General features: G+C 32.9%; 11 protein-coding genes and 3 pseudogenes. 6 read left to right on the top strand and 8 right to left on the bottom strand.

Going from position 1 to position 16,382, the window contains the following annotated elements:
- Positions 1-26: 26 nt before the first annotated feature.
- The 3 genes and pseudogenes from IPK14_09870 to IPK14_09860 form a co-directional block, all read right to left on the bottom strand.
- The gene (locus IPK14_09870; protein MBK7993708.1) at positions 27-1,082 is read right to left on the bottom strand and encodes a hypothetical protein; all 1,056 of its coding nucleotides are present in this window, start codon (positions 1,080-1,082) and stop codon (positions 27-29) included.
- A gap of 25 nt (positions 1,083-1,107) precedes the next feature.
- Positions 1,108-1,951 (bottom strand): annotated as a pseudogene (locus tag IPK14_09865) (VWA domain-containing protein).
- A gap of 69 nt (positions 1,952-2,020) precedes the next feature.
- Positions 2,021-2,776, bottom strand: a pseudogene (locus IPK14_09860) (serine/threonine protein kinase).
- 571 nt (positions 2,777-3,347) lie between these two features.
- Here IPK14_09860 and IPK14_09855 point away from each other — a divergent pair.
- Entirely contained in the window at positions 3,348-7,259 is a 3,912-nt protein-coding gene (locus tag IPK14_09855; GenBank protein MBK7993707.1) for a PAS domain S-box protein, read from the top strand.
- A 78-nt stretch (positions 7,260-7,337) separates the two neighbouring features.
- On the opposite strand, the gene asd is transcribed toward IPK14_09855, so the two are convergent.
- Together asd and IPK14_09845 are read right to left on the bottom strand one after the other, a co-directional pair.
- The gene (gene asd / locus IPK14_09850; protein MBK7993706.1) at positions 7,338-8,384 is read right to left on the bottom strand and encodes an aspartate-semialdehyde dehydrogenase; all 1,047 of its coding nucleotides are present in this window, start codon (positions 8,382-8,384) and stop codon (positions 7,338-7,340) included.
- 34 nt (positions 8,385-8,418) lie between these two features.
- On the bottom strand, positions 8,419-9,315 hold the full coding sequence (locus tag IPK14_09845) for a homoserine kinase (GenBank protein MBK7993705.1): 897 nt from the start codon (positions 9,313-9,315) through the stop codon (positions 8,419-8,421).
- Between the two features lie 300 nt (positions 9,316-9,615).
- Here IPK14_09845 and IPK14_09840 point away from each other — a divergent pair.
- Positions 9,616-9,932 (top strand): annotated as a pseudogene (locus IPK14_09840) (efflux RND transporter permease subunit).
- 102 nt (positions 9,933-10,034) lie between these two features.
- Here the strand turns inward: IPK14_09840 and IPK14_09835 are convergent.
- Together IPK14_09835 and IPK14_09830 are read right to left on the bottom strand one after the other, a co-directional pair.
- Positions 10,035-10,502, bottom strand: a complete 468-nt coding sequence (locus IPK14_09835; GenBank protein ID MBK7993704.1) for a universal stress protein — start codon at positions 10,500-10,502, stop codon at positions 10,035-10,037.
- Between the two features lie 120 nt (positions 10,503-10,622).
- Positions 10,623-11,297, bottom strand: coding sequence for an acetolactate decarboxylase (locus IPK14_09830; GenBank protein MBK7993703.1), 675 nt, complete (start codon positions 11,295-11,297; stop codon positions 10,623-10,625).
- A gap of 264 nt (positions 11,298-11,561) precedes the next feature.
- On the opposite strand from IPK14_09830, the gene IPK14_09825 reads away from it, so the two are divergent.
- From IPK14_09825 to IPK14_09810, 4 genes are all read left to right on the top strand, one after another.
- Positions 11,562-12,788 carry a PrsW family intramembrane metalloprotease gene (locus tag IPK14_09825; protein MBK7993702.1) on the top strand — a complete coding sequence of 409 codons (1,227 nt, stop codon included), beginning with the start codon at positions 11,562-11,564 and terminating at the stop codon, positions 12,786-12,788.
- 54 nt (positions 12,789-12,842) lie between these two features.
- Positions 12,843-13,727: a CAP domain-containing protein gene (locus IPK14_09820; GenBank protein ID MBK7993701.1), complete on the top strand. Its 885-nt coding sequence runs from the start codon at positions 12,843-12,845 to the stop codon at positions 13,725-13,727.
- A 73-nt stretch (positions 13,728-13,800) separates the two neighbouring features.
- Positions 13,801-14,088, top strand: a complete 288-nt coding sequence (locus tag IPK14_09815) for a DUF1778 domain-containing protein (protein ID MBK7993700.1) — start codon at positions 13,801-13,803, stop codon at positions 14,086-14,088.
- 5 nt (positions 14,089-14,093) lie between these two features.
- Positions 14,094-14,588 (top strand): GNAT family N-acetyltransferase, encoded by a 495-nt coding sequence (locus tag IPK14_09810; GenBank protein ID MBK7993699.1) that lies wholly within the window; start codon positions 14,094-14,096, stop codon positions 14,586-14,588.
- 66 nt (positions 14,589-14,654) lie between these two features.
- On the opposite strand, the gene IPK14_09805 is transcribed toward IPK14_09810, so the two are convergent.
- Positions 14,655-16,001 (bottom strand): hypothetical protein, encoded by a 1,347-nt coding sequence (locus IPK14_09805; protein ID MBK7993698.1) that lies wholly within the window; start codon positions 15,999-16,001, stop codon positions 14,655-14,657.
- Positions 16,002-16,382 lie beyond the last annotated feature (381 nt).

The raw sequence follows: 16,382 nt of genomic DNA, 5'->3' as shown, positions 1-16,382 counted from the left end.
TAGTAATAAACAATGTAGAAGATAAATTATTTATCTTCCTCTTCTTTTTTACCCAATAACCCAATTATTGATTTACCAATTTGTTTTAGCACAGATGGTTGATCTAATGAACGAAATTGAGGAGTTTTAACATCTGTAGGTTTTGAATCAAGTTGGGTTGTTTTTGCTGTATCAAAGTCTTTGGTGTCTTTGCTGTCTTTAACAACAAAGGTAGATGTAGGAGTATGTTCTTTAGTTTCAGCAACAAGTTCTTCATTGATAGTTTCTACTAAACCTAAATCTCCATTACCAAGTTGAATAGTTAATAATGTGACATCATCATTACGTAATTGACCGGAATTTCTTAGTCTAGTAATAAAATGTTGGAAATCCTCTTCATCTCGTAGATGATAAAGCGTTACCCAGGGTTTTCTTCCTTGCTCATATTCAGTTAAAAACCATTGAGCTAAAGCATCAGTCATCAAAAAGAAAAGGTCATTTTCATAACAAACTTCTTTACAATGATGAAAGTTACGCCAAACTTGTTGGTTTTTGCTAACACTGCTAGCTAGTAATATTGGACTATTACTAAATTGTTTTGAGCTATTTAATGGAAAAGAAGAAGCTAATTGATTTTGGCGAACTTGAAACAGGCAACTATCTCCTATAGCAACGGCTTGCCAACGCATTTCTTCATCTACAGGTTTGGTTTCTGGCAATAAGGAAACTAGTTCTGGATCAAGAAATTGTACACCTAAAAGAGTAGCAAATGCTCCTGCTTCGGCTTTGTCAGCAGCAAACCATGGAAGGTTTTGCCAATCAATCATTTTTCTCCAAGTATTTTGAAGCGGTTCTAACCATTCTAGTAAATCGGCTTCTGTTTCTAAAAATTGAAAAGGGGCCGTTGCTACAAGTCCAGTCACTAGGCTTTTAGCCCAAAGATTTGCAAAAGAAGATTCTGTTGCCCCATCAGAAATAGCAAAGCGTCTTTCTTCTATTGAGTAATCACAGGCATCTTCATATTCACTTTCGCTGTTACCAGATTTTGAAAGTTGAAAAATATTTTTTATTACTATTTCAGTTTTATTAGCTAGAAGTGTCACAGGTAGACTCCTAAATTAAAATAACTTATCGCAGATTACCAGGTCTAGTTCCAATATCAAGAAAACTTATTAACTCTACCATATCAGCATTAAAAGCAAAGCCACGAGATTTTTCTGTCACCGGATAACCTTCTCTATAAGCATTCTCTTATTTTAGCTGGCAACAGACTAGAAAGCCAAAAAAGTTTTTTGGCAAATGGCTCAACTAAATTAGCTTCACTTTCTGGAAATAAAATTGGTGCTACTTGTTTATCAGAAATATGACAATTAAAAAGTAACACATTTCCATCACTTGTAGCCAAATTCATTATAGCTTTTGCTTCATTTGTTGGATCGCTATTAGAGTCTCCATCTGTAATATTAATTACAACAGGTGGAAAACTGTTAGGATGATGAGCAATCCAATCAACTAAAACATTATAAGTGGCTCTAAAAACTTCTGCCATTGGTGTTCCACCATCAGCAAAAGGCTCAACCCAGATAGGAAATTTTACCTGTTGTTCTATTATTCCACCCATTCCATCATCAACTTTTTTAATACGATCTTCTATGCGAATAGGAGAAAAAGCAATCTCGCTAATAGGAACAAGATTTTTTCTTGCTAATGCTCCACCTAAAGCTAACCCAATGTTAGACCCATAACCAATTACTCCAACATAGTAATAATCTTTAATTCCTTCAGACTTAGAACATTTAATTACTAAATTTTGTAGCAACCGATTTAAGCAATCAGCCACAGCATCAGCTTTTCTTTTTGCACCTTGACCTGCAATGGAATTAGCCATTGAACCAGAACGATCAACTAAAAAAATAAAACAACTTGGATTACTTCGGCTAATTTCAGCATTATAAGAAGTTCGAGTAGTTATAGACGGATTTATAGGTTGTTTTAGCGTTTGTGAAGCTTTTTGTAAATCTAGCAGCATTTCATTAGCGGTTTGATAACGTTTTGTAAAGTCTTTTTCTAAAGCACGAAAAACTATTTCTTGAATGACACTTGGAATAAATTGAGGCAGTGGATTAGGTGGCTGATAAAAAATAGCTTTTAGCAGCATTGGAGTGTCATTATTAGGGAAGGGAAATAAATTAGTTAATAATTGGTAAAAAATTACACCTACTGACCAAATATCAGTTTGAGGCATAAATTTGCCTTCAAACGCTTCAGGTGCCATATAAATTGGAGTTCCAGCAATAGAATTTGTTTGATTAGTTGGTTTAATAAGTCTTGCTATACCAAAATCAGCTAAGCGGGGGATTTCACCATGAAGCAAAATATTTGCAGGTTTTAAGTCTCGGTGAATAATTTTTTTATTATGTAAATGTGCTAGTCCTGATAATATGCCACAAACCATATTTATTATAGGTTGTAGCTGTCTTTCTCTATTTTTGGCTAACCACTCATGCAAAGAGCCGTCAGGAGCATATTCACTAACAATTACAATTTGATTATCATAAATGTCAGCTTCAATTAGTGATAACACGTTCGGGTGTTTACCAGCTTGCACCCAAATTTTTGCTTCTACTTCAATGTCTTTTAGGTCAAACTGTTCGGTAATTGGAATAAGTTTTAATGCTACTTCTGTAGTTGCTAATGCACCTCGACGTTCTGCTAACCAAACCACACTAAAAGCCCCTTGGCCTATTTGATGTATTAAAGTGTATGGGCCGAGTTTTTGATTAGCTTGAAGTAACATAAATTTCTGTATATTAAGGTTTCTAACTTGTCTTTAAATAAAGCAAAAGACCTGAAAATAAAGGTGTTAGATTTATACTCGATGCTTAACTGAGGATCAAGGGATTTTCACTCAATAATTTACTCAATAATTTAAAATCTAAATTTATAAATTAAAAAATTAAAATAAAAATTCTTCAAAGTCTAACTTTAAGTGTATTAATCTTATGAAAATAAATAAGTTATTGGTATTTTGACTTGTGATTAAATGTCTGTTACTTATTATAACCTAACAATAAAATGCTGTTTTTTCTAAACAGATTAATATAAAATCAAAAAACTACATAATTTGAATATACTAATTAATTACATCGTAACTTAAATAAAATAGTGAAACCTTGAATCTTAAGCCCCCAATGGGGCAATAGATATATAGGCTAGGGCGTAAGTCCTAAGTATAATATTAATTCTAGTTTAAAATTACGACATAGTTTCTTCTTAACATTAAAAGACTACGTTACCCCATTGGGGGTTAAGCACTAAGAATATAACATTAGTTAGTTTACATTGTACTAAATGCCAAATATAATTAAATGATAAATACTAACAAAAATACTTCTAGTGATAATTTATTAAGTTATAAGATTGATACAGCTATAACTGTTTTAGCTGGATTATTATTTTTGTTTGCTTTTTTAATATTGTTTAGCTGGCATACACAAAGCTTTAGTCTAGCACAGGTTTTTCCTAGTTTTGTTCCAATGCAATATAACACAGCACTAGTTTTTATTATTAGTAGTATTACTTTATTTGCTTTAATACATGGTTGGACAAAAATTGCTATAATTAATATTACTGTAGGTTTAATTATTACTTTATTGACTTTATTGCAAGATATTTTGGGCATTAACTTTGGAATAGATCAGTTATTTATGGAAGCTTATATAACTGTCAAAACTCCTAATCCTGGCCGCATGTCTCCAATTACTTCAGTTTGTTTTATTTTAAGTAATATAGCACTGGGAATTTTATTAAGAAATAAGCTTACAAAAACTAGATATGCTAATAGTATAGCAGTAATACTAAGTAGTAGTATACTATCTATTAGTATAGTAGTAATTTTAGGATATTTAATAGAGCTACCAACTTATGAAATAGCTGGGTTTACAGCAATGGCTATTCATACATCTATTTATTTTTTTCTTCTTTCTAGCAGCTTACTTATATTAGTTTTATATAATATAAAGCTTTCAAGTAATAATTTATCTTATGCAAGTTCTCTTATTTCTATTAGTTTTACTGGTTGGATAGTTTTATTTCTTTGGCAAGCTTTGGTGACACAAGAATATTCTCATATGAAAGATCTAATAAGAAATAGGGGTGAGAGCATAAAAATTTTACTTACGGCTCAAATGCAAGAACGTCTTGAAGCTTTAACTATGATGGCAAAGCGACGTGAAGTTTTTCCAGATATGCCAAAGGAACATTGGGAAAAAGATGCAGAGCTTTATGTTAAATATTATAAAGGGTTTCAAGCCATTGAATGGGTCGACACATCGCTTTATATACAAGATATTGTGCCAGCAAACCAATCAGTACAAAACCTTGACTTAAAACAAGATAAAAATCATTGGTTAACTATAGAAAAAGCTAAAAATGAATATCAAACAATTTTTGCTCCTACAGTTGCTAATACTGATAAAGACTTATATGTTTATCTACCTATATATTCAAAAAATACTTTTAATGGTTTTATAGTAGGTATATTTGATATAAATAGTTTATTTAACCACCTATTGAGGAACTTAAAGAAAAAAGACTTTGCTATAAATATTTTTGAGTCCGATAAAATTCTTTATACTAGTAAAGATACTAGTGAGACATATAAAGAGCATTTAAAAACTAAAGCAACCGTAAAATATAATGGGATTAATTGGAATATTGAGCTTATTCCATCTATTAGTTTTATTAATAAATGTCAATCCCTACTACCTAGAGTAACTTTAATTATAGGACTTTTTCTAGCTTGTTTATTAACTCTAATTACTTACTTAATGGAAATTTCAAAGCAACAGTCTAGACTGACAAATAGAGTTAATGAAAAACTTCTTATAGAAATAGAACATAGGCAACAACTTGAAAAAGCAAAAGATAGAGCAAATAAGACATTACTAACACTTATTGAATCTTCACCTGTTGCAATTATTGGTTTTGATTTAGAAGGAAAAATCATAATTTGGAACCCTGAAGCAGAAAAAATATTTGGTTGGACACAAGAGGAAACTCTAAACCAAACAAAAGAGACTTTTTTTGCTTGGACTAAGTTAGATAAATTTCAAAAAATTTATGAGGTTTTAATTAGCAGTAACAAGGAAAGTTTAGAAATAGAAGAACAATGTTTTAACAAGTCTGGTAATAACATAGAGTTATCTATTTCTGCTGCTCAAATACTTGATAAAGATAAAATTACAGGTGTTATTTCTACTATAACAGACATTACAGAGCAGAAAAAACTAGCTGCAACCAAGACCAGATTAATAGATATTTTGGAAGCCACTACGGATTTTGTTGGAATTGCTTCTGGTAATGGTCAAGTTAGTTATGTAAATAAAGCAGGCCGTAATTTTTTAGGTATTCCTCAAATAGAAAATGATGAGGCTTTTCATATTAAGGATGTTCACCCTGAAGAAACTATAAGTTTTATTCTTACAGATGCTTTACCAGTAGCATTAGAAAAAGGTTTTTGGTTAGGAGAGACAAAAGTAAAAAATCGTCTTGGTGGAATATTTGAAGTTTCACAACTTATTCTAGCTCATAAATCTGAAAGTGGGGAAATAGAGTATTTTGCTACTATTATGCGAGATATTAGTGAGCGTATAAAGATTGAACAAGCCTTAAAAGAAGCTAAAGAAATGGCTGAAGCAGCCGTGGTAGCAAAAACAGAGTTTTTAGCAAATATGAGCCATGAAATTCGCACTCCTATGAATGCTATTATTGGTCTAACAAATTTATTATTAGAAACTAAACTAACAGATGAACAAAGGGACTTTTTAGAAACTATTCATAATAGTGGAGATACACTTTTAACTATTATTAATGATATTTTAGATTTTTCTAAGATTGAATCTGGTAAATTAAGTTTAGAGCTACAACCTTTTGATTTGCAAACATGTGTTGAACAGTCTGTAGATTTGTTGGTTAATAAAGCAACTAAAAAAGGCTTAAAACTAGAATACTTAATTGATGATTTAGTACCAAAAATAATAATTAGTGATGCTACTAGAGTTAGACAGATTTTAGTTAATTTAATTGGTAATGCAATAAAATTTACAGACAAAGGTTTAGTGTCAGTTAAAGTAGAGGTTAAAGAAAAAGAATCCGATCTTTGCACATTATATTTTTCTGTAAAAGACACTGGTATAGGTATTTCTAAAGAACAGCAAAAAGCCTTGTTTCGCTCTTTTAACCAGGCAGATAACTCAATCACTCGCAAGTATGGTGGCACAGGCTTAGGATTAGCTATCAGCAAGCAATTAACAGAACTTTTGGGTGGAACAATTTGGGTAGAAAGTGAACTTGAGCATGGAGCAAACTTTCAATTTACTATTTCTGCTAAATATAATGTCCAAGAGCAGACTCCTATTGAATTAACAGTTAATCAACCTATAAAAACAAACTTAGAGCTTTCTCAATCTACAAAAAACTCTTTACGAATATTACTTGCAGAAGACAATACAATAAATCAAAAAGTTGCTCTACAAATGCTTAAACGCTTAGGTTATAAAGCTAATGTAGTAGCTAATGGTTTAGAGGTTTTAGATGCGTTAATGCACCAAAAATATGATGTAATTTTGATGGATGTTCAAATGCCTGAGATGGATGGACTTGAAGCTACAAAACTAATTTGTCAAAACCTCTCAAAAAATGAGCGTCCTAGAATTATTGCAATGACAGCTAATGCTATTAGGGGAGATAAAGAAAAATGCTTGTCTGTTGGCATGGATGACTATATTTCAAAACCTGTTGACATAAAAGAATTGCAAATTGCACTAGAGAAATGCCCTACTATTGTTTCTTTAAGCACAAGCCTTAAAGAAACAAATGAGCTAGATAATTCATTAGATCCAAAGGCATTAGATAAGCTTTTAGAGTTAGACGACCCAGAAAATCCTAGTTTTATTGATGAGTTAATTTTAAGGTTTTTAGCCGAAACTCCAGAAAAATTTGCTGATATGTCAGAAGCAATTAAAATAGGCGATGAAAAAAAATTAAAAATAATTGCTCATACTCTTAAGTCTATTAGCGGCAGTTTTGGAGCAAGAAAAATGATGAAACTGTGTGCTGAATTAGAACTAGGTAATGGGAGTGCAACTAATAATCTTGCTAGTCAAAATACTAAAATTCTAGATATCTTAAGAAATGAGTTTGAAATTGTTAAAGAAGCTCTAGTGCTAGTAAGTAATATAGAACATATAAAAATTAAACAACAAGAAAAGATAAATTAAGAAGAATAGTTTTAAGTTGGTATTATCAAAGAAGCAAAATTTAGCTTGGCACTTGTCCTTGTGCCAAGCTTCACTAAGTTAAATATAACCTTTAGCAATTAAAAGTTCTGCATTAAGAATTGCTGCTCCGGCTGCCCCTCTAATTGTATTATGTCCAAGTAAAGTAAATCGAAAATCTAAAATGGTATCCTCTCTTACTCGACCAACTATAGTTGCCATTCCTTTTTCTAAATCACGGTCTAAGCGAGGTTGAGGACGGTTTTGCTCACTTAACACAATTACTGGTTTACTAGGTGCGCTATAGAGTTTAAGCTTTTGAGGCTCACCTTGAAAATTCTCCATAATTTCAATTAATGCTGAAACTGTAGTCTTTTTCTTTAACTTAATAGTTACTGCTTCAGTATGACCATCAGAAACATTTACCCTATGACATTGTGCGCTAATAGCAAAATCAGCATGTATCACAGAATTATTGGACATTAAACCTAGAATTTTTTGGGGTTCGCTTTCAACTTTCTTTTCTTCACCATCAATGTAAGGTACAACGTTATCAATAATATCTAGTGACGCTACTCCAGGATAGCCAGCACCAGACAAAGCTTGCATAGTTGAAACTATAACAGCTTCAATGCCAAAAGCTTGCTGGAGTGGAGCTAGAGCTAAGACTAGAGCTACAGTTGTACAATTTGGATTAGTGACAATATAGCCTTTTTGACCATTTTTTCGTTGAACATCAATTAGTCCAATATGTTCAGAGTTTATTTCTGGAACCAAAAGCGGGACATCGCTAGCCATTCGATGATTAGAGGAGTTACTAATAACTGCATAGCCAGCACGGGCAAAATCTGTTTCTACTGTGCCAGCCATTGAGGATGGAAGGCTAGAAAAAACAATGTCGCAATCTAATGGAGGTTGACAAGCTTGTAGCGGCATAGTCTTTACCCAACTAGGCATTGGGCTAGATAATTTCCAGTTGCAAGCATCAGCAAAATTACGAGATTCTGAACGCTCAGACGCAGCCAGGGCAGTAACTTCAAATTGAGGATGTCCATCTAGCAACTGGATAAAACGTTGTCCCACCATTCCAGTTGCTCCTAAAATACCTACACGAATTTTTTTACTCATATATACTTAAAACAATATTAAGTTATTTAATTTCTTAATATTGTTTAATTGTCCTTCCTTGTTTATCTACACTTAAAAGTTTTGTTTCAGCATCAATATTATGTTGGGCAAATATTTTTACCAGATTTTTAGCTATTTCGTCAAAATTTTCTGTAATTAATGCTAAAAGTGTTGGGCCAGAACCACTTAAAGCTGTTCCCAAAAGCCCAGGAATCTTTAATCTTAAAGCTTGCTCAAGACCTGGTACAAGGGGAGCGCGGAAGGGTTGATGCCAACAATCCAAAATAGCTTCGCCAATTAAATCATATTTTTCCTGCATTAATGCTGCTTGAAAAAGTAGTGCATGTTGTAGGTTAAAGACAGCATCCTTGCGGGAATAACTTGCAGGCAACACACTGCGGGCTTTTTCAGTATTTAATTGAAAATTTGGAATTGTCACCAGAGTTTTTATTTTTTCAGGCCAAGCTTGTTTAAGTATCAAAATATCATCTTGGTTACTTTCAAGTGCTAAAGTAAAACCACCATAACGAGCAGCAGAAGTATTATCAAAATGGTTTTCAAAGGCTTTTGCATAATGAAAAAACTTACTTGTAGCAAATTCTTTTTCTAATATTGCTTCTACAAGGCTAATACCTGCAACAATGGCTGCTGCACTGCTGCCTAGCCCCCTAGCTAGTGGAATTTGATTATCTATTTTTATATGAAGTGCAGGTAAAGTTATCCCCTCGCCATCAGCAACAAATTGAGCTACTTTTAGAATTAAGTTTTTTTCCGTTGTTGGAAGTGTGTTTGCTCCTTGACCAAAGAGTTCTACTTTCCAACTTTCTGAAAAGTTAATTTCTAGTGTTAGAAAAAGCTCTAAAGCTAAACCAAAACAGTCAAAACCTGCTCCTAAGTTTGCCGATGAAGCAGGCACTTTTATTTCAATCATAAAATTTACCTTATTATTTGGAATTTTTAGTTTATACCAGTAGCTATTTTTTGTTGCTGTTTTCTTAATGTACAAGACTTATTTATAGCTTTACAACTGATAGAAGTATAGAGCTTAAGGACAATTAGACTAAGTGGTTATTTAACCAGACATTGACTTAATATTTCTTTAATTTCATTAGAAGAGGCAACACGTCCAGCAAATTTTATGAGACACGCTCTGAATGTCCCACTGCTTGCGGTGGGTTCTTCACTTTTTTTCGCTATTTATTAAAAACTAGGTACGAATCAGGCTAAATTAATGATAGGTTTTATTGCTAGAGCCAGTATTGTAGTAAGAAATTCTATTATTTTGGTAGATTTTATAGAGTTAAGACTTAAGGAAGGTATGCCATTAAGCGAAGCTGCAATTGATGCTGGTGCAGTTAGGTTTCGCCCAATGAGTAGTTATTGTAGGTACTTCAAAAATTTTGTTTGACCTTTTTCCAAGGTTTAGCTCTTTCATTAATGGCTGGTGAAGTGGCATCATTACTACTTTCAAGAATAACTTTCCCAATACTTTGTTACATCCATGCTAAAGGGAAATATCAAAAAACTAAAAAAAGTAGTTTACCCTGATTCAAACTTAGTTGGACATAAACCTATATTTGGGTAGGAGTTACAAAACAGAAAGAGTTAGCAATATTATTCACTAACTCTTTTTGAGTTAAAGATTAAAAGTTAAGTAACTATGCCGCTACAGTTATTGGCTTTTAAACGCACAACTTCAACTGAACATTTTGCATGTGAAATAACTGCTAAGGATACTGAACCTAAAAAAGTTTTTCCTACTGCACCACGACCATGTGAACCTAAAATTATCAAATCTGCTCCCCAATTTTCAGCTTCTTCAACAATTAATTTCTTAGGAGAGCCTTCTAAAATTTCACCAATTATGGGGAAATTTTCATTACCAAAAGTTTCTATTAATTTTGTTGTAGCTTTATCTATATTATCTCTAGCTTCTTTTCTGTGTTGCTCATAAGCCATCATACGAACACCAAAAAATATTGGATCAGGCCAATCTGAAATTATATGAACAACACTTAAAACCATAATTTCAGTGCCTTCCGGCCAAGGCCGTTGTGCTACTTCATCAATAGCAGCATCACTACAAGGTGAGCCATCTACTGCTAATAAGACTTTCATAATGTTCCTCCTTTCTAACTTATTAATTGGAAACTTAAAAGAGCTTATTTATGACTTTAAGATACGCAATAACTGTTCCTATTCTTAATAAATTCAAAAGCTTAAGGCTAAAATAAATTATTATTTTGGTAAATAAAGCGACATTTGATCACCTAACGTAATATCATCAATATGTCCTATAATATCCCCTGTCTGATTTCTCACATGCATATGAGTGTTAGATGAGTGATGAGTAAATATTCCTTGGTGTTTATCAGAGTAAAACCCAAGTATTTCTACTTTTTCTTGTTCTAAAACACTCTTAAACTTAGATTGGTTATGTTTTTCTTGACTAACAGGGGTGTTGTCAGAAACATAATTATTAATATGCCAATTAACTTTTAATGGACAACCTTTGAGTAAAAAAGGGAAAGGTTTATTTATATCTATATTGGCACTTTTTGCACTTTGAGCTACAAACTTTTCTAACTCAGAATAACTTTTAATATTTGTAATAGCTATTTCTTGCCAATCAGAAACCTCTGCCCAAACCATAAAAATAGCTTTTTTATCAAATGATTTTTCAACTACAACAGAATTATTGCGAATAAAACTAATGTAAGGGATAGAGTCCCAAATCATAATTTCACCGCTTAAACCTTCTAATGGAGCAACTGCATATAGATGGGGTTTATTGCTAAATTCTGTAAGTGCAATATTACCTTTTATATTTCCTTCTAAAAACATATCGCGCATTGCGCCTTGATGCTCAAGTGTGAAAGAAATTTGTTCTGTAGATTTTGTTGGAGTATTCATACAACTAGCAAATATTAGAATTAAAAAAACAAAGTATATTTAATCATTAAATTAATAACCTTTTATTTACTTCAGTATTTAACCTATTAAACTAAGATTTTTTACTTTATATCTATAAATACCAAAAGAAAAAGTCTGTAAAAACAAATACTTACAAATTAAGGATTGTTAGCTATTTAATCAGATGATATCATTAACCAATTTTTAGGCAAACAGCTAGAAATATTTGGAAATATCAACTAAAAATTTTAAGGCTATAGTTTTATGTCAATAATAATTTTATCTCTGCTGCCCTGTCTTTTTTGGTTAGTTTTTTTTTATGTTCAAGATTGGTATGACCGAGAACCTATTTCTTTAGTTGCCATTACATTTTTATTAGGCATTTTTTCTACTATACCAGCACTAGTTCTTAATACAGTAGGAATGCTTTTTGTAGCAATATTTTTAGGACAAGAAAATTTTCTAGCAAATTTTGTAATGTTTTTTGGGATAGTTGGGCCAGTAGAGGAAACAGTTAAATTGTTGGCTGTACTTGTATTTGCCTATAAATTACCTGAATTTGACGAGCCTATTGATGGGGTAATTTACTCTGCTGCGGCAGCATTAGGATTTGCAGCAGCAGAAAATGTTTTATATGTTAGCCAATTTAAGAGCTTAGATATTCTAACTGTTCGAGGTCCCCTAGCTAACGCTGGACACGCTTTATTTTCTGCCTTTTGGGGTCTTGCCCTTAGCCGTGCTAAAGCCGCACCAAATAGCGGCGGTCAAAGAACAAATATAATTCTTTATGGATTATTGGCTGCTGCCATTGTTCACGGTCTTTATAATTTTATTTTATCTATGCTAGGCGATGCTTCTATTATTGTGTCATTTCTACCAATTTTCTTATTAATGGGTGGAATGTTTTGGTATGTAGAGCATAAAGTATTAGGTTTTATTAAAACTTCTCCTAAACGTCCAACTACAAACAAGTTAAAAGCAATGCTAAAATGCCCTCAGTGTGGTCAATTAGGTAAGGCAGGCTTAACTTGTCGTGGTTGTCGTAACAAATTGCCACAAATTGACTTAGGGGAAATGCGCTCTTGTAGCAAATGTAGTGAAATTAACCAGCCTGGCGCAGTTCAATGTAGCCGATGTTATAACAGTTTGCTGGCTATAACACATTCTGCACCTACAACAGTTTATCCACATTTTATTAAAATAACTGAGTCTGGAACCGAACAAACAGTTCATATTTTAGATAAACCTACAACAAATATAGGTAAAACTCTGGATAATGATTTTGTTTTAGATGATGAAACTATAGAAAATCGCCATGCACGTATTTTTTGGGATGAACGAGGTTTTCATGTCCTCCAAGATTTAGGTAGTATCAACGGTATTTTTATTAATGGTCAGCGAGTTAACGAAGGTCATTTGCAAAACGGCTATGAAGTAAGATTAGGTCAAATTCGCCTAGTTTATCGGGCTTTAAGCATTATGCAAATGTAGGGTTAAATTTTCTATGAAGCGTAAAAATATTAGATTTGCTCTATATTTATCTTTTTGTTTGCATTAACTTGTCTTAATCAACTACCTGTTTATTCAACTTTTGCTTATCCAACTTTATCAACAAATCAAATTAATCAACTTAAGCAGCATATTTTAAGCTTAATTAATCAAGAGCGAGCTAGTTTTGGCCTTAGACCTGTTGAACTAGATGATTTTGCTAGCAAAGTTGCAGCGAGCCATTGCCAAGAAATGCTAGATTATGAGTTTACAAGCCATTGGAACCAAGCAGGCTTAAAACCTTATATGCGCTATTCTTATGCAGGCGGAGTTGATGCTGTTATGGAAAATGTTGCTGGAAAATGGAGCAATAGCGGCTTAGACCCTGCTCGGATTCCATCAATAGTTGAGCAACTTCATTTAGCAATGTTTAATGAATACCCACCAAATGACAGTCATCGCCGAACTATTTTGCAACCACAACATACACATGTTGGACTAGCATTTTTCTTTAATCAAAACCGCTTACAAATAGCAGAAGAATTTGTTGCACACTATGTTGATGTTGAGCCAATTGCACGAAAAATCAAGCTTGGCGAAGATATTGTAATTAAAGGAGAACTACTTTTTGAAGCAACTGAACTTCATACAATAGATGTCTTTTATGAACCGTTCCCAGAAAAAATGACTATAGATTTTCTTAATAGGACAACCCAATATGGTTTTCCTAAAGATCGTCTTGTGCTACATACTAAAACGGCAGATGGTTATAGCTACCCAGATGGAACAACGGGAAGTATAGAAGTTGATAAAGAAACAGGGAAGTTTTCTTGTCTAATTAGCTCAAAAGAAGGAAAACCAGGAATTTACACTCTAGTAGTTTGGATTAATCATGAAGGACGCAAATTCCCAGCCACCAATATTTGTGTAGAGGTTAAGTAATTAAAAATTGTCCTGACATTGTCAGACATTTCTGTTATAGTCAATTTTGGTTAAAGCAAGAAAAAGGATTTATATGTCTAGTAAAACAACCAAAACACAAAAACTTGATATACGCTTAACACCTGAAGCCAAACAAAAACTTTATTCTGCTGCTACACTTCTACAACGTTCTGTAAGTGAGTTTGTCTTAGAAAGTGCGCTTGCCCGTGCAGAAGAAACCTTAGCTGACCGAAAACATTTTGGTCTTAAAGCTGAACAATGGACAGCCTTTATAGAAGCTTTAGACAAAGAAGTAATGACATTGCCTAGGTTGCAACAACTTTTTGATGAGCCAAGTGTTTTTGAAAAGCAGGAGATTTAGAAACTTTGTTTTATATAGAAAAACTACGGCGAGATCATGCGGTAGAAAATTTTGACTGTGGGCAGGAAGATCTTAATCGGTTTCTTGTGCGCTTTGCATTTGCTAATCAATTAGCTAATGCTTCACAAACTTATTTAGGTTTATCAGACAATTTTATTGTTGGATTCTACACAATTGTTGTAGGAGAAATTGCTTATGATGATGCACCAGACAGGCTTACTAAAGGTTTAGCACGTTATCCTGTACCAGTAGCAATATTAGCGCGTTTAGCCGTAAATATTGATTGGCAAGGAAAAGGCGTTGGAGCAGGTTTATTAAAAGATGCAATGAAGCGAATATTGCAAGCGGCTGATATTATAGGAATTAGAGCATTTATTGTTCATGCAAAAGATGAAAATGCAAGACGCTTTTATGAAAGATTTAATTTTGTTTCTTCTCCTACAGATCCACTACATTTATATTTATTAATTAAAGATATTCGTAAAATTGCAGGACTATAGAAAAGCATTAAATAAAAAAGCCTAGCAATCAACTGCTAGGCTTTTTTATTTAATATTAGTGAATTATTACTTAGCAGCAACAACTTGTTTTGTATCAGGAGAGATTTTATTAAAACCTTTCCAAATACTTTCAGTTAAGGCTTTTAGTTTTGCTTCGCTTATGCCTTCTATTGTCAAAATCTCTTGGTCACGGCGTTCAATTAAAATCATTCCTTCGTCTGAAGAATAAATAAACAAATTTGGATTTTTTTCATCACTAACAAGTTTAGCTTTAGGATAGCGTTTTAAGCTACGCTCTTGATAAGCTTTAAAAAATTCTTCAGCGTCTTTTTCTGTATCCCAATTAGATAATTGTACTAAAACATTATCACCTGTTTTAGTTTGGTCATAAAAACCATATTGATCACCACCCCAACCAGCAGCAGCAGTTTTAGCCTGATCTTTACTTAAGAATTCAACTAAAATTTGATAATAACCATACTCACCTTGGACGCTAGTTTCTGCCTTTTGCCAGTTTTCTCCAAGTTGTGCGGTAAGGTCTGGAAACTTAATGATTACAGGGCTTTCACGTTTTAAGACTTTTTCTGGATGTAAAATTTGCTCTGTGCTTTCTACTAATTCGCTATTATAGAGGTCTGCAATTTTTTGCCATGAGCTTTTGCCTACTACTTGTTGAACAAAAGAAGCACCATAAATATAAGGAAATTCTAGCGTTTCTTTTATTGCTCTAGGTGTTTTTGCTAGCACAGGAAAGCGATTATTATCGCTAGCACTATTACCTAATTCTAGTAAAGATGAAATAGGAACAGGCATTTTAGTAATGTCTAGCCCTTGTGCCTTAAATAAATAGTTAAACATTACAATTGTTGCTTCGCCTTCAATTAAAGCTTGAATTGCTAGTTCTTGATCACCTTTATCTTTAGGAAATTTGTCAAAACGGCGAAGATTAAAATTTTGATCCTGGACAGCGTGCATTAATTCATGAGCTATTACAGGCTTTTGTTCTTCTAGTTCTAGCCAATCGACTAAGTAAAATTCTCCTGTTCGCGGATCATAAAACCCGCCTATTTGCTCGCAAAGTAGCTTTATGGTTTCTTCTCGTAAATTGTAATCTTTTGGAACTAAACCAAGGCGAACTAGGAAACGATGTTGTGATTTTAGCTGTTCTGGGGAATGCTCTTCGTCTAGGTCGCGGACTACAATTTCTTGAAGTTCAGGACGAGACTTAAAGCCAGATTTAGCAGGGTTTTTAGCTGGCAAACCTCGTAACTCACTTACTTCTTTTAATATGGTTTCAGAAGCTTTTAATATGCTTTGTCTTTCTTTGGTTATGGCTGGTTGTTGGGCTACTAAGTTATTAGCTAGCAATAAAATAAGCATTGCAAACAGCAAAAACATTCTTTTTTTTATCACAAAAACACCTCTAAAGTTATTATTTGTTATTATTGATTTTACTTGCGCTAATTCTTTATCATCGGCTCTTAGTAGCTTTCTGTCAAGTGTTGACTTAGTAAAATTAATCGGCTAATTTTAAAGCAACTTGGTTAACTTCAATTGATATTTAATTATTTAAACCTTGGTAAACTGCGATACACTAGATTACTAATTAAAAAATCGCAGAATTAAAGCCAGGTGATTTATGAGTAAAACCCTAAATAGCTCAAAAATTTTTAGTTCTAACATCTATCTATCAACAAATCTCTGCCATAATAAATATTCTTTAACACACACATAGCTTTTGTCTTACTTTTTGCTTGCTTATCTTAAATATTTATCAAAAAATTAATTTACTTT

Source organism: Blastocatellia bacterium, from assembly GCA_016713405.1.
GTDB lineage: Bacteria > Acidobacteriota > Blastocatellia > Chloracidobacteriales > JADJPF01 > JADJPF01.
Note: the sequence above shows the minus strand (reverse complement) of the source record. Positions and strands in the feature narration are given on the sequence as shown.

Bases quoted from the DNA above. Each gene is read 5' to 3' on its own strand.
- IPK14_09855 (MBK7993707.1), top strand. From the start codon at position 3,348: ATGATAAATACTAACAAAAATACTTCTAGTGATAATTTATTAAGTTAT.
- asd (MBK7993706.1), bottom strand. From the start codon at position 8,384: ATGAGTAAAAAAATTCGTGTAGGTATTTTAGGAGCAACTGGAATGGTG.
- IPK14_09845 (MBK7993705.1), bottom strand. From the start codon at position 9,315: ATGATTGAAATAAAAGTGCCTGCTTCATCGGCAAACTTAGGAGCAGGT.
- IPK14_09835 (MBK7993704.1), bottom strand. From the start codon at position 10,502: ATGAAAGTCTTATTAGCAGTAGATGGCTCACCTTGTAGTGATGCTGCT.
- IPK14_09830 (MBK7993703.1), bottom strand. From the start codon at position 11,297: ATGAATACTCCAACAAAATCTACAGAACAAATTTCTTTCACACTTGAG.
- IPK14_09825 (MBK7993702.1), top strand. From the start codon at position 11,562: ATGTCAATAATAATTTTATCTCTGCTGCCCTGTCTTTTTTGGTTAGTT.
- IPK14_09815 (MBK7993700.1), top strand. From the start codon at position 13,801: ATGTCTAGTAAAACAACCAAAACACAAAAACTTGATATACGCTTAACA.